Source organism: Streptomyces mabaensis (assembly GCF_053763515.1).
On record NZ_JBSOPZ010000015.1, the window covers coordinates 138,741 to 161,573 of the forward strand.

A 22,833-nucleotide genomic window follows, 5' to 3' on the forward strand; every position below is an offset into this window, starting at 1 on the left:
TCAGCCGCTCGCCCCGACCTCGTTGTCCGGCGCCCCGTCGCCCTCCGGGGGCAGGTCGCCGCGCTCGACCGGCTGCCCGCCCGTGTCCGTACCCGTGCCTTCGGGGAGTACGGCGTCCAGCTCCTCGTCGTCCGCCACGTGCGCCGCCTCCGCGGCGCGGCGCAGGGTCGCGCGGTCCACCCGGGCGCCGTCGGCGCTGAGCCGCACCACGTGCCGGGCCTCGGCGCCGGCTACGGCGCGCGCGTACTCGTGCGTTCCCGACGAGGACCGGTACCAGAGCTCGCCGTCCCGCTCGCACTGCGGGCAGCCTGCCGCGGCCGGTGTCCCCCGGTCGACGGTCAGCGTGATCATCCCTCCGGACCGGGAGACGTAGGTGGACTGGAACCCGTCGTGTCCGGACACCCCGACGGACTGCTTCGCCAGCGCGTAACCGGGAACTTCGGTCACATAGATCAGTTCCGGGGCGGACTGCATGGCCCTGGCCCGCGCCTCGAGTTCCGCCCGGTCGACGGACGGACGGCCGGACGGTCCGGCGGACGCTCCGGCAGACGGCCCTGCGGGCGGACCGCCGGACGGACCCGCCGACGGTTCGGTGCCGCACGCCGTCAGCGCGAACGTGAGCGCGAGCGGCAACAGCAGGGCCGGGAAGCGGCGAAGGGCACGAGGCATGCGCCCATCCTGCCGCACCCCGCCCCCCGTACGGCGAATGTCAGTGCGACGCATGCCCCTGCGGGTGGTGCGGCTCGTGGCCGGGGATCGTGCCGTCCGGCTTGGCGACCAGGAAGAGGCCGGCCATACCCATGTCGGAGTGGCTCTGCACATGGCAGTGGTACATCCAGGCCCCCGCGCCGACGTGTTCGCCGGCGATGACCTGGAACCCGAACGAGTCCGCCGGGCCGGTGATCTTGGTGTCGATGACCCGGCTGGGGTCGTCCGGGCCCTCCAGCAGGCCGGTTCGGTTGTCCGCCCAGCGATGCCCGTGGATGTGGAAGGTGTGGTAGTACTCCCCGTGCGTGATCATCACGATCTCCACCCGGTCGCCCACGGTCGCTGTGAAGTCGGGGCTCTGGTGGCCCGGTCTGTTGTTGATGGTCATGTCGTTGAAGACGATCGTGAACTGCTTGTCCGGCAGGATGTCGCCCTTCCTGCGCACCACCACCGGCCCGTAGAGGCCCTTGCGGATGCCGCCGGTGCCGTGGTCCGTGCCGACGACGTGGTCGTGGTAGTGCCAGTAACCGGCGCTGCCCGCACGCCAGGTGCCGTCCTTGCGCCTGCCGGGCGCGTGGGTGCGCCAGGTGTACGTACGCGTGCCGCCCGGCTCGACATGGCTCCTGCTCAGCTTGGTCCCGTCGCTGGCGATGTCGTAGTCCACGCCGTGGACATGCAGGCTGACGGGGACGTCCATGGTGTTCTCGAACTCGATGTGCAGGGTGTCGCCCTCGATCAGCTCGATCGGCGGGCCGGGAATGGTCGCCTTGCCCTTCTCCAGTCCATAGCCCATCTGCCCGCCCGCCAACTTCTCGGCGTACAGCCGCATATGGCGGACCTGTCCGCCGGCCGGGGCCGTCTTCGGCGCGCCCTCCGCCGAGTTCGCCGCGGGGGCGGCGAGCGACAACGATGTCACACCGCTCGCCGCCACGGCGCCGCCCGCCAGGAGACGCCGGTTGAAGCTCCGTCGGTTGAGGCTCCGTCGGTCCACGCTCAACTCCCCACAGTCGTACGGTATGAGACCCCTGGGACGGCCCACACCGTAGCGGGGAAACCTTCGTTCATCCACAGCCTGGACAAAGTTGGTCGGATCCCGGCCATACCCATTGGCGAGCTCGCCGAAGAGGTCTACCTTCATCCGCTGTCGCAGTGACCAAAGTTGGGTGGGTGAACACATGCAGCGCAGAGCGCATCACCGGTCCAGAGCAGCAGTGGCCCTCGTGGCCGGAATCCTGACCGCCTCCCTCCTCGGCGGGACCGAGGCGACCGCCAGACCCTATCCGGAGCCGCCGGAGCCACCAGCACCGTCGACCGCCTCGACAACGTTGTCTCTCCCGTCGCCACCCGGTGGCGCGAATGTACGGGTCCTCGTCTTCCACGCCTCGGCGGCCCCGGAATCGCCCGCCGTCAACGCCGGCATCGAGGCCATCGAGAGAATCGGCCAAACGGGCCCCGCCGCCCAGCGGTTCCGCGTCGAAGCCACCGACGACGCCTCCGTCTTCACCAGGCCCAGGCTGGGCAGGTTCAACGCCGTCGTCTTCCTCACCGGCGGCGGCGACGTCCTCGACCCCGAGCAGGAGGCCGGCCTCGAGGCGTACATGGAGGCCGGCGGCGGCTTCCTCGGCGTCCACGACGCGGCCCGCACCGAGCCGTACTCGGACTGGTTCACCGGCCTGGTCGGCGCCCGGCCCGCGCCGGGCGGGCCCGCGAACGTACAGCGGGCGACCGTCGAGGTCGGCGACCGCACGCACCCGGCCGGCAAGGACCTGCCGCCGCAGTGGAAGCGGCCCGACAAGTGGCTGAACTGGGAGCGGAACCCGTCCGGTGACGTCCACACCGTGGCCAGGGTCCGCGAGAGCACGTACCAGCCCGGCGCCGGCGCCAACGGCTGGGACCATCCCGTCTCCTGGTGCCGCGACTACGACGGCGGGCGGTCGTTCTACACCGCCATGGGCGGCACCGCCGACGCGTACACCGAGACCGACTTCCGCGAGCACCTGCGCGGCGCGCTGCTCTGGACGACCCGGCTCGTGCGCGCCGACTGCAAGGCCACCATCAGCGCCCACTACGCCGCCGAGCGCGTCACCCAGCCCAACCAGCCCGGCCGCTCGGACCAGATCGGCGAGCCGCACGGGCTGGTGACCGCCCCGGACGGCCGGGTCCTCTACATCGGCCGCGGCGGGGGCGACAACAGCGCGCCCGTCGTCACGGACTGGAACAACCCGGACATCGGCAAGGGCCGGGGCCAGATCCACGTCTACGACCCGAAGACCAGGAAGGTCACCCTCGCGGGAGAACTCACCGTCTTCGGCAACAAGGGCGGCGGCGACGAGCTGGTCAAGAACGAGGAGGGACTGCTCGGCATCGAGCTCGACCCCGCGTTCCGGATCAACGGCTGGGTGTACCTGCACTACACCCCGCACGCACGGATCAACCGCGACACGCGGATGGCCGAGCGGCGGGTCTCCCGTTTCACCCTGGACCCGGAGAGCGGCAGGCTCGACCTCGCATCGGAGAAGGTCCTGCTCACCTGGCCGGTGCAGATCCATAGTTGCTGCCATGCGGGCGGCGGGATGGCCTGGGACTCCAAGGGCAACCTCTACATCGCCACCGGCGACAACAACTCCTCCCGGTTCAGCGACGGTTACTCGGGCAACAACCCGGAGCCGGCCTACAAGGGCGTCTCCTTCGCCGACGCCCGCCGCACCTCCGGCAACACCAACAACCTCAACGGCAAGATCCTGCGCATCCACCCCGAGCCCGACGGCACCTACACCCTCCCGGACGGCAACCTCTTCACCGGCAAGGAGCCGGACGAGGGCGGCGGCAAGACGCGCGGCGAGATCTACGTCATGGGTGTACGCAACCCGGCCCGGATCGCCGTCGACCCCAAGACCGACATCCTGTACGCGGGATGGGTCGGCCCGGACGCCGGCGCGCCCAGCACCACCTGGGGCCCGGCCAAGTACGACACCTTCGCGGCGATCACCAGGCCGGGCAACCACGGCTGGCCGTACTGCATGGGCAACAACCAGCCGTACCGGGACCGCAATCTGCCCGATCCGGGCAAGCCGCTCGGCTGGTACGACTGCGCCAAGCCGAAGAACGAGTCGCCGCACAACGACGGCCTGGTGAACCTGCCGCCCGTCACGCCCAACACCATCTGGTACTCCCCGCAGGGCGGCGCCCCGGACTTCCCGCGCGACGCGGCCGGCATCCCGAGCTACAAGATCGCGGAGCAGAAACTGCTGCTGCCGTGGCTGAAGGGCGGCGGCCAGGCCGCGATGAACGGCCCGGTCTACCGTTTCGACGCGGCGAGCGCGTCCACGGACAAGTGGCCGGCCTACTGGGACGGCAAGTGGTTCGTCGGTGACTTCTACGACGGCGACCAGCCTCGGCACGCGGTGCTGACCGACCCGAAGACGGCCGGCAAGGGCGGCCTGCCGGTGCACGCGGAGAGCCTGAAGAAGATCGTCCCGGTCGGTGCGAACGGTATCCGCAACCTCATGGACTGGAAGTTCGCCCCGGACGGCTCGCTCTACGTCCTGGACTACGGGCGCGGCTTCTTCACCTCGGACTCCAAGTCGGCGCTGTGGCGGGTCACCTACCGGGGCGGCGAGCCGACTCCGGCCGCCGCCGATCTCGCGAGGAAGGCGGAGCAGTGGAACGAGCAGTGAAACAGCGAAACCCACGCCTCTGGACGGCCCTGCTGGCCGCTCTGCTGATGCTGCTGGGGCTGAACTCGCCCGCTGCGTACGGCCGTACGGACGACCCGGCACCGGCGGCCGCCGACCAGGTGCTCACCTGGACCGCGGGCGACCCCATCGACCGCTATCTCACGTTCCCGGCGACGGCCGTGGCCGGCAGGGCGACCATCGTCTTCGAGAACAGCAGGGCGACCGGCAACACCACCGGTATGCCGCACACCCTGACCTTCGACGTCTCCGACCCCGAGTACAACAACGACGTCCGGCTGAACATCCTCGCCAACCCCAACGACGACCAGGGCGGAAGGCACACCGCCGAGGTCACCCTCACCCCGGGCCGGTACCTCTACCACTGCACGATCCCCGGCCACGGCCAGATGCAGGGCATCCTCACCGTCACCGAGGGCGGCGAGGACACCTCGGCGCCCGAGACCTCCGCGAAGGTGGAGGGCGAGAAGAACGCCGAGGGCGCGTACGTCGGGCACGCGACCGTGACCGTGTCGGCCACCGACGCCGGCTCGGGGGTGGACACCGTGGAGTACGCGGTCGGTACGGACGGCGCCTGGCAGCCGTACACCGCGCCGGTCATGGTCCACGAAGTCGGCACCCACAAGGTCCGTTACCGGGCCACCGACAAGGCGGGGAACACAGCCGCCGAGAAGGCCGTCGACTTCCGGGTGGTGGCGCCTCCGACGGACGACAGGACGCCGCCGGAGACCTCGGCGACCGTCAGCGGCGAGAAGAACGAGCAGGGCCAGTACCTGGACATGGCGACGGTCACCGTGACCGCCTCCGACACCGGGTCCGGGGTCAACACCATCGAGTACGCACTCGGCTCGGGCGCCTGGCAGCCGTACACCGGGCCGGTGATGGTCCACGGGGCGGGGACCCACCGCGTCCGCTACCGGGCCACCGACAAGGCGGGCAACGCGGCCGCCGAGAAGGCGGTGGAGTTCACCGTGGTGGCCCAGCCCGCCGAGGACAGGACGCCGCCGGTCACCTCGGCGGTGGTCAGCGGGCAGACCAACTCCGACGGCGCGTACGTCACCAGCGCCAAGGTGACGGTCACCGCGTCCGACACCGGTTCGGGCGTGGACAAGGTCGAGTACTCGCTCGACGGCGGGCCCTACCTCGCGTACACCGCACCCGTCCTCGTCGACCGCGTCGGGCGGCACACCTTCGCCCACCGGGCGACCGACAAGGCGGGCAACACCTCGGTGGCGGGGCAGACGGCGTTCACGGTCGCGGAGGGCGGCGGCGTCCCCGCGCCCCACTGCCCGGAGTGGGACGAGCGGCTGACGGTCATCGTGGGCACGGTCGACACCGGGGTGCCGAGCCGCATCACCCGCAGCAGGTGCACCATCAACGAGCTGATCGAGGACGAGAAGGACTGGACCTCCCACGCCCTCTTCCTCAAGCACGTCGATCAGGTGCTGGACCAGCTGCTCGCGGACGGTGTCGTCGACCAGCGCGAGCACAGGAAGATCTACCGGGCGGCCAGGCAGTCCGGCATCGGCAAGCCGGGCCAGACGGGCGGCTACCGCGACCTGTTCGACGGTACGCAGAAGTCATTCGCCAAGTGGAGCCATGTGGGCGGCGGTTCGTTCGGACTGAACGCCGACGGCTCGATGACCAGCGGCACCACCCGGGGCGGCCTCGGCATGCTGTGGTTCCCGGAGCGGACGTACGAGGACTTCTCGCTGAGGCTCCAGTGGCGGGACGACGCGCCGGGCCCGGGCCACGCCAACAGCGGTGTCTTCGTCCGCTTCCCGCAGGTGCACGGCCATCCCGAGGAGCCGCGCCCGGAGTGGGTCGCCATCAAGTACGGCCACGAGGTGCAGGTGCTCGACCGGCCGGACGGCGACATGTACAAGACCGGCTCGGTCTACGGCTTCGACCGGGTGGGCCTCGGCGGTGCGGGCGTCACGCCCAAGGGCACCTGGAACGACTACGAGATCCGGGTGGTGGGCCAGCACTACTCGGTCCACCGCAACGGGGTGCTGATCAACGAGTTCGACAACGTGGGCGGTCAGGACTTCGTCCCGGCGCGTGCCGACGACCCGGGCACCGACGGCCGGCGCTTCGCCGCCGGCTACATCGGGCTCCAGGTGCACGGCACCACGGATGTGATCTCGTACCGCAACATCCGGATCAAGGAGCTGTGATCAGGCACTCGTAGGAGGGCCCTCGGGGCTCTTCGCGCGGCTCGGCTGTACCCGCTTGGGCTCCCCCGGCATCTTGGGGTAGTCCGGCGGGTACGGCATGTCGCCGAGGCCGTGGTCCTGCTCGTGCCGGTCGGCCAGCTCCAGCAGGCTGTCGAGACGGAACCGGTGGTCGTCCATGTCCGCGTGCACGTCGCCCAGTTCGGCGTACCGGGCTGGCATCGTGGCGAGGTCGAAGTCGCGGGGCTCGGCGTCGTCGACCTCGTCCCAGGTCAGCGGCGCGGACACGGGCGCGTGCGGCTTGGGGCGGACCGAGTAGGCGGAGGCGATGGTGCGGTCGCGGGCGGTCTGGTTGTAGTCGACGAAGATCTTCTCGCCGCGCTCCTCCTTCCACCACGCGGTGGTGACCCGGCCCGCCATCCGCCGTTCCAGTTCCCGGCCCACGGCGATCGCCGACCGGCGGACATCGGTGAAGGTCCACTCCGGCTCGATCGGGACGAAGACATGCAGCCCGCGTCCGCCGGAGGTCTTGGGCCAGCCCCGCAGCCCGTGCTCGTCGAGCAGGGCCCGCAGCTCATGGGCGACCGCCACCGCGTCGGCGTAGTCGGTGCCCGGCTGGGGGTCGAGGTCGAGCCGCAGCTCGTCCGGGTGGTCGACGCGGCCCCGGCGGACCGGCCACGGGTGGAAGGTGAGGCAGCCCAGCTGCGCGGCCCACACGACGGCCGCCACCTCGGTGGGGCAGATCTCGTCGGCGAAGCGGCCGCTGGGGAAGGCGATCCGGGCGGTGGGGATCCAGTCGGGCGTGTTCTTGGGCGCGCGCTTCTGGAAGAAGAACTCACCGTCGACCCCGTCGGGGTAACGCTCCAGGGTGGTCGGGCGGTCCCGCAGGGCGCGGGTGATCCCCTCGCCGACCGCGAGGTAGTAGCGGGCGACGTCCAGCTTGGTGAAGCCGCGCTCGGGGAAGTACACCTTGTCCGGATTGGACAGCCGTACGGTCCGCTCGCCGGCCTCCAGCTCCACCGCAGTACCCATGTCGGCCACGGTAGGCCGACCTGCCGGGCCGCGCATACCGGGCATTCGGCGCGTCCGCCCCGCAGAATCGAGTCATGGATCTGCCGGTGATGCCGCCTGTGAAGCCGATGCTGGCCAAGTCTGTGGCCCGCATCCCGCCCGGAATGCACTACGAGGCCAAGTGGGACGGCTTCCGTGCGATCGTCCACCGCGACGGTGCCGAGGTCGAGATCGGCAGCCGTACCGGCAAAACGCTCACCCGATACTTTCCCGAGCTGGTCACCGCGTTGCGGGCGAACCTGCCCGACCGGTGCGTCGTCGACGGAGAGATCGTCATCGCGTACGAGGGCCGGCTCGACTTCGACCGGCTGACCGAGCGCATCCACCCCGCGGACTCCCGGGTGAGGATGCTCGCCGAGCGGACTCCGGCGAGTTTCGTCGCCTTCGATCTACTGGCCCTCGGCGACGAGGCGCTGCTGGACGCGCCGCTGTCGCTGCGCCGCGCCACGCTGACCGCCGCGCTGGCCGAGGCCTCCCCGCCCGTCCATCTGGCGCCCGCCACCACCGACATCAAGATCGCGGAGGAGTGGTTCGAGCGGTTCGAGGGCGCGGGGCTCGACGGTGTGATCGCCAAGCCGCTGGATCTCCCGTACCGGCCGGACGCCCGGCTCATGTACAAGATCAAGCACGAGCGGACCGCGGATGTCGTGGTCGCCGGCTATCGCTACCACAAGAGCGGCCCGGTGCTCGGCTCGCTCCTCCTCGGCCTGCACGACGACTCGGGCCGGCTGCAGCACGTCGGAGTCTGCGCGGCCTTCCCGATGAAACGGCGGCAGGAGCTGGTGGCGGAGCTGGAGCCGCTGCGCATGGAGAATCCGGAGGGCCACCCGTGGGCCGCCTGGGCGGAGGAGGCCGCCCACGAGAGCGCCCGGCTGCCCGGCGCGCCGAGCCGCTGGTCCGGCAAGAAGGACCTGTCGTGGATTCCGCTGCGGCCGGAACGGGTGGTGGAGGTGGCGTACGACCACATGGAGGGCGACCGGTTCCGGCACACGGCGCAGTTCCGGCGCTGGCGTCCGGACCGCGAGCCGGCCGGCTGTACGTACACCCAGCTGGAGGAACCGGTGCGGTACGACCTGGACGAGGTGCTCCGGACGCCGTGAGCGCACGCCCCCCGACCGCGGGCGCGGGTGGTCCGCCGGGTTGGGCCGATTATCCTCACGGAGACCACCGGCCCGGACTTCCTCGGAGGACACATGTCAGCGCAGGCCGCCGCGGCGGAGCGCCCCGATCGCGCGTTTCCCGTCCCCAACGGCATCACCGGGGTCGGCGTGATCGTCACCGATCCGGACGGCCGGGTACTGCTCGGGCTCGGTCACGACGGACGGTGGGAGCTCCCCGGCGGCAAGGTTGACGCCGGGGAGAGCTTCGAGCAGGCCGCCTCACGCGAGCTGGCGGAGGAGACGGGGCTGCGGGCCCCGGCCGAGGAAGTGCGCATCTTCGCCGTCCTGATGGACGGGAAGGGCGGCATCACCCGGATCTCGGCCGCCGCCCTCGCCGAGGCGGTGACCGGCACCGCCCGGGTGACCGAGCCGCAGAAGATCAGGCGGTGGGAGTGGTTCGAGCCGGGACGGATCCCGGCCCGGCTGTTCGAGCCGTCGGCGGCGGTCCTGCGCTCCTGGCGGCCGGAGCTGGAACTGCCGCGGGTCGACGCGCACTGCTATCCGACGGTTCCGTCCGGTCGGTAGGGTCGGCCAAGTCAGTCCCGTGAGTCCCGTCAGTCCCGTCAGTCGCGCAGATAGCCGAGACCGGGGTGTTCCTTCGTGTACGCGTCGACGAGCCGGCGCGCGACCGAGACCGAGTCGACCAGCGGGTGCAGGGCGAAGGCCTTGACCGCGGTGGCGCGCGAGCCGCTCTCGGCGGCGGCCAGCACCTCGCGTTCGACGGCCTTGACCGCCGTCACGAGTCCGACGGCGTGGTACGGCAGCGGGGTGGCGGACACCGGGTGGGCGCCGTTCGCGTCGACGAGGCAGGGCACTTCGACGACGGCGTCGGCGTCGAGCACGGAGAGCGTCGCGCGGTTGCGGACGTTGAGGATGAGGGTGGTCCGCTCGTCCTTGGCGACGGCCCGCATCAGGGCGAGGGCGACCCGCTCGTAGCCGCCCGACTCCAGGTCGCTCGCCTCGCGCGCGCCGGCGCCGGCCGCCTCCCGGTTCTCCGCCATGTACGTGGCTTCGCGCTCGGCGCGGGTACGGTTCCAGGCCGCCAGGGCCGGCGTCGCGGGGCTCGCCGCCTCGGCGTAGAAGCGGGCCTGCTGGTCGCGCAGGAACGCGCCGCGGGTCCGGACGGCCTGCTGCTGGGCGCGGACGGCTTCCCGGGTGAAGTAGTAGTAGTGCAGGTACTCGTTGGGGACGGCCCCGAGGGAGCCCAGCCAGCCGGCGCCGAACAGCCGGCCCTCCTCGAAGGAGCCGAGCAGGGCGGGGTCGGCGAGCAGGCGCGGCAGTTCGTCGCGGCCGGCGATGTGCAGTCCGCGGACCCAGCCGAGGTGGTTCAGTCCGGCGTAGTCGATCCACGCCTCGTCGGGGTCCGCGCCGAGCAGCCGGGCGATCCGGCGGCCGAGTCCGACGGGCGAGTCGCAGATGCCGATGACCCGGTCGCCGAGGTGGCGGGACATGGCTTCGGTGACCAGGCCTGCGGGGTTGGTGAAGTTGATGACCCACGCGTCGGGCGCGAGGCGGGCGACGCGCCGGGCGATGTCGACGGCGACCGGCACGGTCCGCAGTCCGTACGCGATGCCGCCCGCGCCGACCGTCTCCTGGCCCAGGACGCCTTCGGCCAGCGCGACGCGTTCGTCGGCCGCGCGGCCTTCCAGCCCGCCGACGCGGATGGCGGAGAAGACGAAGTCCGCGCCGCGGATCGCCTCGTCGAGGTCGGTGGTGGCGGTGATTTGCGGGGCGTCCCGCACGCCGGCGGCCTGCTCGGCGAGGACGCGTGCGACGGCGGCCAGCCGGCCCGCGTCGAGGTCGTGCAGGGTGACGTGCTTGACCCGGCCGTCGGCGTGGTCGCCGAGGAGGGCTCCGTACACGAGCGGTACGCGGAACCCGCCGCCGCCGAGGATGCTGAGCTTCACGCCGGCCACTATCGCATCGTGGCCTCGGTCGCGCGGGACCGGCGGGGCGCATAGCCGTATCTGATGGGTTGACAGCCGCACCGGGCTCGCGCCACAGTCCCGCCGATGGAGATCACTGATCTGACGCCCCCGGAGCGCCGGATATGGGACGCGTTTCCGCGCGGCGGGATTGTCGACTTCCGCACGACCCCCGAGGAGGATGCCGCACTCGGTGACACCTGGGGCCCGGAGCGGACCGTACGGGCCGAGGTGATCCGGGCGTTACTCCTGAACGGGGCCCGCGAGCCGCACGAGATCGCCGCGCTGCGTGTGGAGGGTGCGCGCATCGCGGGACCGCTGAACCTGCACTACGCGAACGTCGACTGCGCGATCCGTCTGATGCACTGCCACTTCGAAGACCCTCCACACCTGTACGGAGCGCAGGTCCGGCAGCTGAACCTGAGCGGGTCCGTGCTGCCCGGCCTGGCAGCCGGGACGATCCGGGTCGACGGAGTGCTGCGGCTTACCGACTGCCGGGTCACCGGCACGGTCCGGCTCGACGGCGCGAAGGTCTCCGGCGCGCTCTTCCTCGACCGCGCGCACCTGGGCACGGCCGACGACGCCGACCAGGACGGGCCGCCCGTTCTGGTACTGAACCAGGCCGCCATCGAGGACGATCTCTGGGCGCCGGGCCTGCTCGCGCACGGCCAGGTCCGCATGAGCGGTACGGCGATCGCGGGATCGGTGAACCTCAACGACGCGGAGCTGGGCCGCGTCGGCGGCACGGCGCTCCAGGCGGAGACGCTCACCGTCGGGTCCGATCTGCACGCCATGCGGCTGCGCGCCCGCGGCCGGCTCAACATCCGCGGGGCGCGGATACCCGGACAGCTCAACCTCGCGTACGCCCGGCTGTCGAACCCGGACGGCGTCGCGCTCCGGGCGAGCAGCTGCGTCATCGGCGAGTTGTGGCTGCGCGAAGCCGCTCCGATCGAGGGGGCGGTGAACCTGCGCCGCTCGCAGTTCGATCTCGTCCACGCCACCCCCGCGGTCTGGCCCGAGACGGTCCAGCTCGACGGGCTCACGTACGTCGCGCTCGCCCCGCACGTACCGGCCGAGCAGCGCCTGCCCCTCCTCGAACGCGAGAAGGACGGCTATGTTCCGTACGGGTACGAGCAACTCACAGCCGCGTACCGGCGGATCGGCGACGACGCGGCCGCCCGGTCGGTCCAGCTGGCCAAGCAGCGGCGCCACCGGACCACGCTGCCCGGGTACGCCAGGCTCTGGGGGTACGCCCAGGACGCCACCGTGGGGTACGGCTTCCGTCCGCTGCGGGCAGCGGCCTGGTTCGTATCGCTCCTGCTCATCGGTTCGCTCGCGTACGCGCTGCACCACCCGAGCCCGTTGAAGGCCGGGGAGGCCCCGGCCTTCAACCCGGTCTTCTACACGCTGGACCTGCTCCTGCCGATCATCGACTTCGGGCAGGAGAAGGCGTACCGCCCGGACGGCGGGTACCAGTGGCTCTCCTACCTCCTGATCGTCACCGGCTGGATCCTCGCTACCACCATCGCCGCCGGCGTCACCCGCACCATCAGCCGCCAGTGACGCCGTCGGCGGCGGGCCGTCAGGCCTTGCGGGCCACGCCCGCGTAGACCGGGATCGTCTCGTCGCCCGGTGCGCGCTGGTCGGGGCCGATCTCGGGGTGCCACTCGGCGGCGAGCACCACCGCGGGGTCGACGAGTTCGAGGGCGTCGAAGAAGCCGGTGACCTCGGCCTGCGAGCGGAGCCGCAGGGTGACGCCGCCCGCGCGGTACAGGGCGACGGCCCGCTCGGCGCCGACCGGGTCGAAGTCGCCGGTGACATGGGAGAGAACGAGGTAGCTGCCGGGCGCCAGGGCGTCCATGAGCCGGCCGACCAGGCCGCGCGGGTCGTCCTCGTCGCCCAGGAAGTGCGCGAGGGCTATCAGGGACAGCGCGACCGGCCTGCTGAAGTCCAGGACGCCCTTGGCCCGGTCGAGGATCGTCTCCGGCTCGCGCACGTCGGCCTGGATGTACTCGGTGACGCCCTCGGGGGTGCTGCGCAACAGGGCCTCGGCGTGGCGCAGCACGATGGGGTCGTAGTCGGCGTAGACGATGCGCGCGTCGGGCGCCGACGCCTGCGCGATCTGGTGCAGGTTGGGCTCGGTGGGGATGCCGGTGCCGATGTCGAGGAACTGGCGTACGCCGTTGTCGGCGAGCCAGCGCGTCGCGCGGTGCATGAACGCCCGGTTGACGCGGGCGATGTCCTTGCCGCGGGGTTCGAGGGCGAGGAGCTGCTCGGCGAGCTGCTCGTCGACCGGGTAGTTGTCCTTGCCGCCCAGGAACCAGTCGTACACGCGTGCGGGGTGCGGCTTGCTGGTGTCGATCTGGTCGGCCGCGGGATTCTGGCCGTTCGTCCCGGTCGTCCCGGTCGTCTCGTTCGTCCCGGTCATAAGAAGCTCCATGGTGTGAGTGCGGTCATGTCACAAGGAAATCTGCGTGCCCGGCCTTCGCTCCCTGGATGAAGGCCGCGAGTTCGCCGGAGGTGTAGATCAGGGCAGGGCCGTCGGGGTCGGCGGACTGGCGTACGGCGACCCTGCCGTCGGCCAGCTTCATGGCCTCGACGCAGTTGCCGCCGTTGCCGCCGCTCCACGGCTTGTGCCAGCCCTCGGCCGGGAGGTCGGCGGCGGGCATGCCGTTGTATATGGGATCCATCAGAGCTCCTTGCGGAGATCCTTCAGGATCTCCTTCGTGCGTGGTGCAGTCGCGGCCTGCGCCGCCATGCGGTCCATGACCTCCAGGTGGGTGGCCACCTCGGGGCGCGCGTCCAGATAGACGGCGCCGGTCAGGTACTCGCTGTAGACCATGTCCGGCAGTTCGGGGATGGCGAAGCGGAAGAGGACGAACGGCCCGTACGTCCCGGGGTGGTGCCCGGTCGCGAACTCCGCGATCTGGAGCGTGACGTTGGGCAGCGCGGTGGCCGCCAGCAGCCGGTCGAGCTGCGCCGCCATCACGCCCGGCCCGCCGACGCGCCGGCGCAGTACCGTCTCGTCCATCACCACCCACAGCTTGGGCGCGTCGGGCCGGGTGAGCAGGGACTGCCGCTCCATGCGCAGGGCGACATGGCGTTCGATGTCGGCGGGGCTCGTCCGGCCGAGCGCCCCGGTACGCATGACCGCGCGGGCGTAGTCCTCGGTCTGCAACAGGCCCGGTACGAAGTGCGGTTCGTACGCCCTGATGAGCGCGGCCGCGCCCTCCAGGCTGACGTACATACTGAACCAGTCCGGCAGGATGTCGTGGAAGCGCTGCCACCAGCCGGGCTTGATGGCCTCCTCGGTGAGTTCGACGAAGGCGTCGGCCTCCTCGTCGGTGATTCCGTAGGCCCTCAGCAGCAGTTGGACGTACGGGATCTTCAGCGCCACCTCGGCCGTCTCCATCCGGCGGATGGTGGCCGGGGCAACCCGGAGGACCTTGGCGGCCTCCTCGCGTTTCAGGCCGGCCCGTTCGCGCAGATCCTGCAGGCGCTTACCGAGAACGACCTGGCCCACGGTCGGTGCGGACCGCGGTTCACTCACTTCAGACCTCCCGGGGCGCTAGGCCCTCTCTCTCGGATCTTGCCGGGCTCGCGTGCCCTGGCACCGCACCTCTCCCCCGTAGCCCTTCGGGCACGGGAGGTACCCCCAGCGTTGTCGTCAGTCGCCAGGGCTCCGCCATGGCTCCTTCCTCCGCCTTGCGATGCACGGCACCAGACCCCGCTCCCTGACCCGGCCTGATCCAAGAGAGAGGGCCAAGTGCGAGCAGTGTGCCATGCCCTCCCCGCACAGAACGCGACACTCTGCAATTTCCAGAGTGCCACTTGCCAAGTGTCGCAGACGGAGGGAGAGTTAGCCGGTGCACCAGTTCACACGGCTGCCGCGCCCTGCCCTCGGGGAGACGTGGATCGGCGCCGCTTCCCCACTGTTAGGAATCGGTCGTGGCATCTGGTAACGCGCTCAGCCCGCGGGCCTCCGGCCCGCTCTCCGGTTCCGGTGTCCGCCGCTTCGGGTTCGAACTGCCCGCCTGTGCCGAATCCGTGGCCCTGGCCCGGCGCCGGGTGCGGGAGCGGCTTCTCGGCTGGCGCATCGACGCATGCACCCGCGACACCGCGGCCCTGGTCGTCTCCGAGCTGGTCACTAACGCCGTCGTGCACACCGGCAGTGACCGCGTCGGCTGCGAACTGACCGCCGACGAGGGGCGGTTGCGCATAACCGTGCGGGATCAGGGCGTACTGCCCACGGGTCCGCGGCTGCGCCGGGACTCACCGGAGGAGGGCGGGCGCGGGCTGCTGCTGGTCGACGCGCTCAGCAGCGCCTGGGGAGCGCAGGAGACGGGCCGCGCCGGCAGCGGACGCGGGCCGGGACGGCTCGTCTGGGCGGAGCTCCCGCACGGGGCGGGAGAGCCGCGTTGAAGCTCGCCGCCGGCTTACGCCTCCCGCTGCCGCCCGCGCTTCCGGCGGCCCTCGGCTACGACGCGGTGGGAGTGCCCGCGGAGCACGGCTTCGGCATCATGGCCCGGCTCCACCGGCCGGGCTGCGTCTTCACCGACGGGGACCGGTGGTGGTGGATCGTTCCGGCCGGCTCCGACCACGAGCTCGACTGGCCCGCCCCGGCCCGCTACTCCGCGGGCGGCTATGTGGCGTCCCCGCGGCCGCAGTTGCTCCACTATCCGGACGCCGCCACGCCGTACACGCCGCCGATCCCGCTCTATCTGATGCTGTGCCAGCTGGCCGGTACGACACCCGCCTGGACCCGGCCGCGGACCCGTGGTCAGCGCGCGGGAGACGGCGCCGGGTCAGACGGCGGCGGGTGAGCCGGCAGCGGGTGGGAGGGGAGAGCCCGCAGCCGTGGCCGGTCGAGCCGGGGCTCGGCCAGTACGAGAGTGAGCCGGGTGAAGCCGAGCGACTCCAGGGACCAGGGCGTCTCGCAGACGAGCCGGCAGGTGGTCCGCCCCCACCGGGGGTCGGGGTGCCGGAGTGGCCGCACGGCCCCGTCCTGGTACACCACGTCGGCCCCCACCGCCCGGACCCAGTACGGCACGCCCTGCCGCAGCGCGGTGTCCATGATCGGGTCGCGGGCGATCTCCTCGCGTACGGCCAGCAGCCCGGGATCGTCGCTGTGCGCCTTGAGAGCCCCCGCGAACTGGGCGAGGAGGGGAAGGCACCAGCTCGTCTCGTGGTCGGCGAGGACCGTGTGCGCGTCCGGGTGGAACAGCACGAACCGGAGCAGGTTGTGCCGGGGCATGGCCGTCGGATGCGGCCTGACGTCCCGGAAGAGCGCGTCGAACGCCGGATTGGTGAGGGCGACGTCCCAGCGGTGGTCGAAGAGGACCGTGGGGAAGGCGACTGCGTCCATCATCGTGGCGTAGTCGCGCAGATACGCCTGGGTCTCGGTGTCCGCGACCACCGCCGCGCGCGCCAACGGGGCCCAGGACTGCGGAGGTTCGCGGTCGACGGTGAGCCGGAAGAGCCAGAACCGCTGCTGCTCGCTCATCTCCAGCGCCTGGGCGAGGGCCAGCAGCTTGCGGTCGGTCCACGACTTGACCGTGCCGCGCTCCCGGTTGCCGTAGGCCCGCACGCTGATCCCCAGCCGGGCGGCGACGTCCTCCTGGCTCAGCCCGAGTTCTTCCCGGCGCTGCCTGAGGAGTTCCTTGAGCCGGGTGGTACGGACCACTCCGCGTACCGCGCCGTCGCGGGCCGGACGCTCCGGGCCGGGTCTCCTCCGGACGCCGGTTCCCCCCACCACTGCAAGGTTTGCCATCGCGAATCTTACCCTTCTCGCGGACGGGCACGGGGGGCGATCTTCACACCGTGTGGCGATCCTGCTACCGGTGTCGCTGGAATGTCAACTATCGTGGCAAATCAAGCCGCTTGACACCTCATTCACGCCACAGCTGTGGCATGACCTGGATGTCTCAGACCTGAGCGACTAGGTTCTGTCCGGGCGATCAGGCTGGATCAGCGAGCGGCGTCTGGTGCGTGCAGCTGCAAGGCGGCCGGATCCGGCCATAGCGGAGCTATGGGTGGATGTGGCCAACGCGGCAGATGTGCGTGCCTGGGGGCACCTCCCAGCGGTAGCTGGGGGAGACGGGAGCCCAGCATGATCGGCCGGACAGGGCCTAGCCTCCGAACAGCCCACTTGCGTGTGCAGCGACCTCGCGTGATCTAGGAGACCTACCGGTGACAGAAGGCTTCTCGGCCTCGGGCTCGGCGGCCACGGGTCTGCTGGCGGCCACCGCCGCCCGGGTCGCCGAACTCGCCGGCGAGCTCGGACTGGGCCGCGCCGAGGTCTTCGACCTCAAGCGGCTCTCGGAGGAGTCGGGGGCACCGGCCGACGTGGTGAAGGCCCTGCTCGAAGGGCGCCCCGCCGGCGAGAGCGACCTGCAGGCACGGTTCCTGCAGCGATTCGGCCTGTTGCGCAGGACCCGGCTCAAGCCCAACGGACGCCGGTACACCCAGCAGGAGATCGCCGACGGTGCGGGGATGTCGCGGCAGCAGGCCGGGGCCCTGATCAACGGCGACCGGCGACCGACCATGGAGCACTGCGATGCCATTCAGAGGTTCTTCGGGGTCCACGCAGGCTTCCTCACCGCGGAGGACGGCGACGCACTCACCGGCGCCCTGCAGCGCACCGAGCAGAAGCTCCTTCAGGACCTGGCCGCACGGGAACGGCCGGCCGCTCCCGTCGCGCCGCCCGTCGACGACCCGATGGAACGGCTCCTGCTGGACCACGGGGTACGCGGAATCGCCTGGCGGGCGGCCCAGTTGCCCACCGACAAGCACCGGGACAAGGTCACGGAGTGGCTCGACATGCTCCTGGAGAGCGTCAAGCCCTCAGAGCCCTGACGCGGCGCGGCAGCCGGACGTGGAGCCAGACCAGCGCCGACGGGGAGAACGGTGAGCATAGGCAAAGAGCAGCGACGGCTGTGCGGCGAACTCGTCGCCGGGATCGAGCTGCCCGCCCCCGCCGAACCGGCCGCCCTCTACGCCGCCCTGTGTGACGGGATGAGCCGGCGGCGCGGCCGGCCGGTGCAGTACCGGATGGCCTCGTTCCCGCCCGGCACCGCCAGCGGCCTGTGGCTGGACATGGCCGACCGGGACCTGGTCGTCATCGAGGAGCGCACCGCCCCCGACCACCAAGTGGTCATCCTGGGACATGAGTTGTGGCACATGAAGGCCGGCCACTGCAGCCACCACGTGGACGGCGCCGTCGTGGCCGCGCGGCTGCTCTCGGACGAGGCCGACCTGCGGGCGACCGTACTGAAGGTCGCGGCCCGCACCCGGTTCGACCAGGCGGAGGAGAACGAGGCGGAGAGCTTCGGCCTGCTGCTGGGCAGCAAGTGCCGTCCCTGGCTGGCCGGTTCTAGCGCACGCGGCCCGGTGCGCCGGGACGTGCTGGCCGGGCGGATCGAGGCAGCCCTGGGATACCGCGGGCCAAAGGGCTGAGACGTGCAGGGCCCCCTCTACTACGTACCGGCCGCCGCCATGGGCATCGCGCTGGCCTGCAAGCTGCCCGGGATGGCGGGCGCCTGGCGTGACCCGCTGCTGCGTTCCGTGTGCGCGCTGCTCGCGCTGGCCGGCCTGGTCTTCTTCTTCGCCGCGCCGCCGACCATCACCACCGTGAACCGCCTCACCGGTGTCGCGAACTTCTCCGGCCCTCTCGTCTACTGCCTGCTGAGCGCGTTCAGCGCCGCCTGCCTTGTACTGATCACCAACTGGCGTGGCGGGCCCCCGGAGCGGACGCGCCGAGTGTCGCGCCGGTGGGTCGCCGGGTACGGCGTGGTGATCGTGGCGCTGGTGGTGCTCTTCTCGCTGGGGGACGCCCCGGTCGAGCGGCTGCGGGACCTCGACACGTACTACGCCACCACGCCGTACATCCGCGAGATGATCGTGCTCTACCTCGCGGCGCTCACGGTCGCGGGTGTCGCCATGACCGTCCTGTGCTGGCGGTGGTCCCTGCAGGTCCGCGGCTGGCTGCGGATCGGCCTGATGATCATCGTCGTCGGCTATCTGTTCAACCTCGCCTACCTGGGCACCAAGTTCGCCGCCGTGTTCGCGCGCTGGGCCGGCCGGGACTGGGACGCACTGAGCACCGATGCCGCACCGGTACTGGCCTCCGTCGGAGCGCAGATCAGCGCGGTCGGCTTCTGCCTCCCGCTGGTCTGCCAACGCCTGGCGGACATCTGGAGCACCTGGACCACTTACCGGCAACTCGGGCCGCTCTGGCGCGAGTTGCACACAGTGACGCCCAGCCAGAGCCGTGCCGTCCGGATGGCCTTGTGGTCCCCGGCCGAACTGAGGGTGACCCAGCGGGAGTCCGACATCCACGACGGCATGCTGAGCCTCTACCCCTACTTCTGTCCCGAGGCGCGGGCGCACGCGTACGAAGCGGCCGTGAACGCGGGATCCGACCCTGCCCAGGCCCAGGCCGTGGCCGACGCGGCGATGGTGACCGCGGCGGTGCGTGCCCGGGCCGCCGACCCGGAAGGCCAGATCATGGACGCGGCCGGGGCCGCCGGGACGGGGGCCGTGGTCGGGTCCGGGGTCGGGTCCCGGACCGGGCCCGGGGCCGTCGTATCCGAATCGACCGAGGGGCCGCGCGATCTGGTGCGGATGTCCGTCGCCCTGCGTCAGTCACCCATCGTCGCAGCAGCCCGCGGGCTCGCGGCCAGGCCAGAAAGCGACTTCCATGAGCGAGCCCGATAGAAACAGGAATCGCAGAAACCGCGGGGGCGCGGCCCCGCGGCGTGCCGTCGTCATCGGCGGCGGAATGGCCGGCATGCTGGCCGCCGCCGCTCTGTCCGGGCACGTCGACGAGATCACCGTCGTCGAGCGTGACGCCCTGCCGGCCGGTCCCGAACCGCGCAAGGGCCTCCCGCAGGCGCGCCACGTGCATGTGCTGTGGTCCGGCGGCGCCCGGGCGATGGAGCACCTGCTCCCGGGGGTGACCGACCGCTGGCTGGCGGCCGGTGCCCGCCGTATCCCGCTGCCGACGGGCCTGGTGTCCATGCAGTCCCAGGGCTGGTTCCGGCGCTGGCCCGAGATGCAGTCCATGATCGCCTGCAGCCGCGATCTGCTCGACTGGGTGGTACGCGAGCGGGTCACCGCCCACCCCGGCGTCACCGTCCTCGAGAACACCGAGCTGCTGTCCCTGGCGGGCGACGCCGCCCGTGTCACGGGCGTACGGGTGCGTACGCCGCAAGGCCGCGAGCGCACCCTCGACGCCGAGCTGGTCGTCGACACCTCCGGTCGCGGTTCACGGGCCACCGCCTGGCTCGGCGCGCTCGGAGTCGCCGAACCGCGCGAGGAGACGGTCGACTCGGGCCTGGTGTACGCGAGCAGGGTCTTCCGGGCGCCGGCAGGTGCCGAGGACTTTCCCGTGGTCAACGTGCAGTCGGACGCGCGTGCACCCCGGCCCGGCCAGACGACGACCATCGTGCCCATCGAGGGCGGGCGGTGGCAGGTGACACTGTCCGGCACCCGCGGCGGCCAGCCCACCGGCGCCGAGGACGAGTTCGAGAGCTTCGCCCGTGGAGTCAGGCACCCCATCGTCGGCGAGCTCATCGCCGGGGCGGAGCCGCTCACGGACGTCGTCGTCACCCGCAGTACCGTCAACCGGCGGCGGTTCTTCGAGAAGGTCAAGGGCTGGCCCGAAGGGTTCGTCGCGGTGGGCGACGCCGTCGCCACGTACAACCCGGTGTACGGGCACGGGCTGTCGGTGGCCGCCCAGGGTGCACTGGCACTGCGCGAGAACCTCGCCGCACACGGCCTCATGGCGCCCGGTCTGGCCCGCCGGGTCCAGCGTGCCGTCGCCCGCCCGGTCGCCGTCGCCTGGGAGCTGGCCGTCGGGCAGGACATCCTCTATCCCGGGGCGGTCGGCAAGCAGCCGGGCCTCGCGGCCAAGTTGCTCGGCCGCTACGTCGACCGGCTCCTGTTGACCGCGACCGGCCGCCCGCTCATCACCAAGGCCTTCTTCGATGTGGTCACGCTGTCGGCGCCGACCACCTCGCTGGTCAGACCGGAGGTCGTCCTCGCCGTCATGCGAGGCCCCCGACGCTCGCGGCTGACGGCCCCTCCCCTGACGGAAGCGGAACGAAGGGCGGCCGCGCGGACGCCGTGAGGCGAGGAGGCCCCTAGGGCCTGTCCGGCCCTAGGCAGGAGTCGCGCTTACGGGTACGTTTCGCTCCCTGCGGTGAACGGGTGTTGAACCGTGCAGTCTGCAACTGGGGGAAGAGAGAAGCCATATGCACGAGATGGGCGCTCCCTGTGGTGCCGGACCGCTGCTGACCGGAGGCCTCGCGGATTCGGTGTACGACACCGCCGAGCGCACCCCCGACCTGGTCCTGCTCTCCCGCCGCAGCGCCGCCCACCCGGACGGCTGGGAGCCGACGAGCGCGGCGCGGTTCCGCGACGAGGTCATGGCGGTGGCCAAGGGGTTCCTGGCCAACGGCATCCGGTTCGGCGACCGGGTCGCGCTGATGTCCCGTACCCGCTACGAGTGGACGGTCCTGGCGTACGCCCTGTGGTCACTGGGCGCGGAGGTCGTGCCGGTCTACCCGACGTCGTCCATCGAGCAGGTGCGCTGGATCCTGTACGACGCGGAGGTCCGGGTCGTCGTCGTCGAGCACGAGAACCACGCGATGACCGTGGCGGCGGCCTGTGACGCGCAGACCGAGCTGTCCGCGATCTGGCAGATGGACATGGACTGCCTGGCGACCCTGACCGACCAGGGTCTCGGCCTCGCCGACGACCTGATCCACCGTCACCGGCGGTCCGTACGGCCGGACCAGGTCGCGTCCATCAGCTACACCTCGGGCACGACGGGCACCCCGAAGGGCTGCCTGATCACCCACGCCAACCTGGCCGCCGAGTGCGACATCCTGCTCGCCGGCTGGGGCGGGATCCTCGCCGAGCCGGGCGAGCAACCGTCGATCCTGAACTTCCTCCCGGTCGCGCACATCTACGGCCTGATGGTGGGAGTGGCCTGTCTGCGGGGCGGTGTCCGCCTGGGCCACCAGCCCGATCTGACCCCCGAGGAGCTGCTGCCCGCGCTGGCGTCCTTCCGGCCGACGTTCGTCTTCGCCGTGCCGTACATCTTCGAGAAGATCTTCCACAAGGCGCGCCGCGGCGCCGAACTGGCAGGCCGCGAACGGCTCTTCGACCGGGCCGCGGACGTCGCGGTGCGTTACGCGGAGGCGGTGGAGCGGCGGTCCATCGGCTCGGGCGCCGGCCCGGGCCCGGCCCTGAAGCTGCTGCACGCCCTCTACGACCGGCTGGTGTACGGCAAGCTGCGCGACGTACTGGGCGGCCGCGTACGCAACGCCGTGTCCGGCGGTTCGACACTCCGCCGGGAGCTGGGCCTGTTCTTCGCCGGCACGGGCGTCACCGTCTACGACGGCTACGGCCTGACGGAGACGGCAGGCGCGATCACGGCGCAGCCGCCCGGAGCGGTCCGTTTCGGCACGGTGGGCCGCCCGCTGCCGGGCAGCGCGGTGCACATCGCCCAGGACGGCGAGGTGTGGGTGCGCGGCGACACGGTCTTCGCCGGCTACCTCAACAACCCCAAGGCCACGGAGGCGGTCCTGCGGGACGGCTGGTTCGCCACCGGTGACGTGGGCCGTCTCGACGCTGAGGGTTATCTGGTCATCACCGGACGCAAGAAGGACATCATCATCACCAGCGGCGGCAAGAGCGTGGCCCCGCTGGTCCTGGAGGAGCAGCTCCGCCACCACCCGCTGATCTCGCAGTGCCTGGTGGTGGGCGACAACCAGCCGTACATCGCGGCACTGATCACGGTGGACCGGGAGGCGCTGGCGCACTGGCAGCGCCTGAAGGGCAAGGAACCGGCGGACCTGTCGACGATGACGGACGACGACGAGCTGCGGGCGCAGATCCAGCGGGCGGTCTCGCGGGCCAACACCCGCGTCTCCAGGGCGGAATCGATCCGCGCGTTCCGCATCCTGCCGACGGAGTTCACGATGGCCGACGGCCTGATGACACCGTCCCTGAAACTACGCCGCCGGGCAATCACAGGCGCATACGCGGCGGACATCGAGGCACTCTACGCGCGCTGAGGGCCTGGGCCGTCGTG

20 protein-coding genes are annotated in these 22,833 nt (G+C 71.4%); 12 read left to right on the top strand and 8 right to left on the bottom strand.

Translation table 11 applies throughout. From position 1 onward, the window contains the following. Together ACWV17_RS16095 and ACWV17_RS16100 are read right to left on the bottom strand one after the other, a co-directional pair. Nucleotides 1-669 carry a hypothetical protein gene (locus ACWV17_RS16095; protein ID WP_455360249.1) on the bottom strand — a complete coding sequence of 223 codons (669 nt, stop codon included), beginning with the start codon at nucleotides 667-669 and terminating at the stop codon, nucleotides 1-3. Between the two features lie 40 nt (nucleotides 670-709). Beyond that, complete coding sequence (locus tag ACWV17_RS16100; protein ID WP_455360250.1) at nucleotides 710-1,699, bottom strand: multicopper oxidase domain-containing protein; 990 nt, start codon at nucleotides 1,697-1,699, stop codon at nucleotides 710-712. Between the two features lie 184 nt (nucleotides 1,700-1,883). On the opposite strand from ACWV17_RS16100, the gene ACWV17_RS16105 reads away from it, so the two are divergent. Both ACWV17_RS16105 and ACWV17_RS16110 read left to right on the top strand, forming a co-directional pair. Then, entirely contained in the window at nucleotides 1,884-4,385 is a 2,502-nt protein-coding gene (locus tag ACWV17_RS16105; protein ID WP_455360251.1) for a ThuA domain-containing protein, read from the top strand. Nucleotides 4,386-4,432: 47 nt separating this feature from the next. After that, nucleotides 4,433-6,580 (top strand): OmpL47-type beta-barrel domain-containing protein, encoded by a 2,148-nt coding sequence (locus ACWV17_RS16110; protein ID WP_455360276.1) that lies wholly within the window; start codon nucleotides 4,433-4,435, stop codon nucleotides 6,578-6,580. On the opposite strand, the gene ligD is transcribed toward ACWV17_RS16110, so the two are convergent. Then, a complete protein-coding gene (gene ligD / locus ACWV17_RS16115) occupies nucleotides 6,581-7,609 on the bottom strand; it encodes a non-homologous end-joining DNA ligase (protein ID WP_455360252.1) in 1,029 nt (342 codons plus the stop codon). A gap of 74 nt (nucleotides 7,610-7,683) precedes the next feature. Between ligD and ACWV17_RS16120 the strand changes: the two genes are divergently transcribed. Together ACWV17_RS16120 and ACWV17_RS16125 are read left to right on the top strand one after the other, a co-directional pair. Next, nucleotides 7,684-8,748: an ATP-dependent DNA ligase gene (locus ACWV17_RS16120; protein ID WP_455360253.1), complete on the top strand. Its 1,065-nt coding sequence runs from the start codon at nucleotides 7,684-7,686 to the stop codon at nucleotides 8,746-8,748. A 93-nt stretch (nucleotides 8,749-8,841) separates the two neighbouring features. Next, nucleotides 8,842-9,333 (top strand): nucleotide triphosphate diphosphatase NUDT15, encoded by a 492-nt coding sequence (locus ACWV17_RS16125; RefSeq protein WP_455360254.1) that lies wholly within the window; start codon nucleotides 8,842-8,844, stop codon nucleotides 9,331-9,333. Between the two features lie 38 nt (nucleotides 9,334-9,371). On the opposite strand, the gene ACWV17_RS16130 is transcribed toward ACWV17_RS16125, so the two are convergent. Continuing rightward, entirely contained in the window at nucleotides 9,372-10,715 is a 1,344-nt protein-coding gene (locus ACWV17_RS16130; RefSeq protein WP_455360255.1) for a 6-phospho-beta-glucosidase, read from the bottom strand. A gap of 105 nt (nucleotides 10,716-10,820) precedes the next feature. Between ACWV17_RS16130 and ACWV17_RS16135 the strand changes: the two genes are divergently transcribed. Next, the gene (locus tag ACWV17_RS16135; RefSeq protein ID WP_455360256.1) at nucleotides 10,821-12,296 is read left to right on the top strand and encodes a membrane-associated oxidoreductase; all 1,476 of its coding nucleotides are present in this window, start codon (nucleotides 10,821-10,823) and stop codon (nucleotides 12,294-12,296) included. A gap of 19 nt (nucleotides 12,297-12,315) precedes the next feature. Here the strand turns inward: ACWV17_RS16135 and ACWV17_RS16140 are convergent, their stop codons facing one another. Genes ACWV17_RS16140 through ACWV17_RS16150 form a run of 3 tightly spaced genes read right to left on the bottom strand, consistent with a single transcriptional unit; the run spans nucleotide 12,316 to nucleotide 14,283 of the window. Beyond that, nucleotides 12,316-13,161 carry an SAM-dependent methyltransferase gene (locus ACWV17_RS16140; RefSeq protein ID WP_455360257.1) on the bottom strand — a complete coding sequence of 282 codons (846 nt, stop codon included), beginning with the start codon at nucleotides 13,159-13,161 and terminating at the stop codon, nucleotides 12,316-12,318. A gap of 25 nt (nucleotides 13,162-13,186) precedes the next feature. Continuing rightward, entirely contained in the window at nucleotides 13,187-13,423 is a 237-nt protein-coding gene (locus ACWV17_RS16145) for a DUF397 domain-containing protein (protein WP_455351557.1), read from the bottom strand. After that, nucleotides 13,423-14,283 carry a helix-turn-helix domain-containing protein gene (locus tag ACWV17_RS16150; RefSeq protein ID WP_455351558.1) on the bottom strand — a complete coding sequence of 287 codons (861 nt, stop codon included), beginning with the start codon at nucleotides 14,281-14,283 and terminating at the stop codon, nucleotides 13,423-13,425. Before ACWV17_RS16150 ends, ACWV17_RS16145 begins: the two co-directional genes overlap by 1 nt. A gap of 398 nt (nucleotides 14,284-14,681) precedes the next feature. Between ACWV17_RS16150 and ACWV17_RS16155 the strand changes: the two genes are divergently transcribed. Both ACWV17_RS16155 and ACWV17_RS16160 read left to right on the top strand, forming a co-directional pair. Next, nucleotides 14,682-15,155, top strand: a complete 474-nt coding sequence (locus tag ACWV17_RS16155; RefSeq protein ID WP_455360258.1) for an ATP-binding protein — start codon at nucleotides 14,682-14,684, stop codon at nucleotides 15,153-15,155. Continuing rightward, nucleotides 15,152-15,556 carry a hypothetical protein gene (locus ACWV17_RS16160; RefSeq protein ID WP_455360259.1) on the top strand — a complete coding sequence of 135 codons (405 nt, stop codon included), beginning with the start codon at nucleotides 15,152-15,154 and terminating at the stop codon, nucleotides 15,554-15,556. Before ACWV17_RS16155 ends, ACWV17_RS16160 begins: the two co-directional genes overlap by 4 nt. Here the strand turns inward: ACWV17_RS16160 and ACWV17_RS16165 are convergent. Continuing rightward, entirely contained in the window at nucleotides 15,514-16,503 is a 990-nt protein-coding gene (locus ACWV17_RS16165; RefSeq protein WP_455360260.1) for an MmyB family transcriptional regulator, read from the bottom strand. The genes ACWV17_RS16160 and ACWV17_RS16165 overlap by 43 nt on opposite strands. 419 nt (nucleotides 16,504-16,922) lie before the next feature. On the opposite strand from ACWV17_RS16165, the gene ACWV17_RS16170 reads away from it, so the two are divergent. From ACWV17_RS16170 to ACWV17_RS16190, 5 genes are all read left to right on the top strand, one after another. After that, nucleotides 16,923-17,588, top strand: a complete 666-nt coding sequence (locus ACWV17_RS16170) for a helix-turn-helix domain-containing protein (RefSeq protein ID WP_455360261.1) — start codon at nucleotides 16,923-16,925, stop codon at nucleotides 17,586-17,588. A 51-nt stretch (nucleotides 17,589-17,639) separates the two neighbouring features. Next, the gene (locus ACWV17_RS16175) at nucleotides 17,640-18,188 is read left to right on the top strand and encodes a toxin-antitoxin system, toxin component (protein WP_455351563.1); all 549 of its coding nucleotides are present in this window, start codon (nucleotides 17,640-17,642) and stop codon (nucleotides 18,186-18,188) included. A 3-nt stretch (nucleotides 18,189-18,191) separates the two neighbouring features. Then, nucleotides 18,192-19,448: an MAB_1171c family putative transporter gene (locus tag ACWV17_RS16180; RefSeq protein ID WP_455360262.1), complete on the top strand. Its 1,257-nt coding sequence runs from the start codon at nucleotides 18,192-18,194 to the stop codon at nucleotides 19,446-19,448. After that, a complete protein-coding gene (locus ACWV17_RS16185; protein WP_455360263.1) occupies nucleotides 19,432-20,862 on the top strand; it encodes an FAD-dependent monooxygenase in 1,431 nt (476 codons plus the stop codon). The genes ACWV17_RS16180 and ACWV17_RS16185 overlap by 17 nt, the downstream gene beginning before the upstream one ends. 124 nt (nucleotides 20,863-20,986) lie before the next feature. Beyond that, a complete protein-coding gene (locus tag ACWV17_RS16190; RefSeq protein WP_455360264.1) occupies nucleotides 20,987-22,816 on the top strand; it encodes an AMP-dependent synthetase/ligase in 1,830 nt (609 codons plus the stop codon). Nucleotides 22,817-22,833: the final 17 nt, after the last annotated feature.

Bases quoted from the DNA above. Each gene is read 5' to 3' on its own strand.
- ACWV17_RS16095 (WP_455360249.1), bottom strand. From the start codon at position 669: ATGCCTCGTGCCCTTCGCCGCTTCCCGGCCCTGCTGTTGCCGCTCGCG.
- ACWV17_RS16105 (WP_455360251.1), top strand. From the start codon at position 1,884: ATGCAGCGCAGAGCGCATCACCGGTCCAGAGCAGCAGTGGCCCTCGTG.
- ACWV17_RS16110 (WP_455360276.1), top strand. From the start codon at position 4,433: ATGCTGCTGGGGCTGAACTCGCCCGCTGCGTACGGCCGTACGGACGAC.
- ligD (WP_455360252.1), bottom strand. From the start codon at position 7,609: ATGGGTACTGCGGTGGAGCTGGAGGCCGGCGAGCGGACCGTACGGCTG.
- ACWV17_RS16120 (WP_455360253.1), top strand. From the start codon at position 7,684: ATGGATCTGCCGGTGATGCCGCCTGTGAAGCCGATGCTGGCCAAGTCT.
- ACWV17_RS16125 (WP_455360254.1), top strand. From the start codon at position 8,842: ATGTCAGCGCAGGCCGCCGCGGCGGAGCGCCCCGATCGCGCGTTTCCC.
- ACWV17_RS16135 (WP_455360256.1), top strand. From the start codon at position 10,821: ATGGAGATCACTGATCTGACGCCCCCGGAGCGCCGGATATGGGACGCG.
- ACWV17_RS16140 (WP_455360257.1), bottom strand. From the start codon at position 13,161: ATGACCGGGACGAACGAGACGACCGGGACGACCGGGACGAACGGCCAG.
- ACWV17_RS16145 (WP_455351557.1), bottom strand. From the start codon at position 13,423: ATGGATCCCATATACAACGGCATGCCCGCCGCCGACCTCCCGGCCGAG.
- ACWV17_RS16165 (WP_455360260.1), bottom strand. From the start codon at position 16,503: ATGGCAAACCTTGCAGTGGTGGGGGGAACCGGCGTCCGGAGGAGACCC.
- ACWV17_RS16185 (WP_455360263.1), top strand. From the start codon at position 19,432: ATGAGCGAGCCCGATAGAAACAGGAATCGCAGAAACCGCGGGGGCGCG.
- ACWV17_RS16190 (WP_455360264.1), top strand. From the start codon at position 20,987: ATGCACGAGATGGGCGCTCCCTGTGGTGCCGGACCGCTGCTGACCGGA.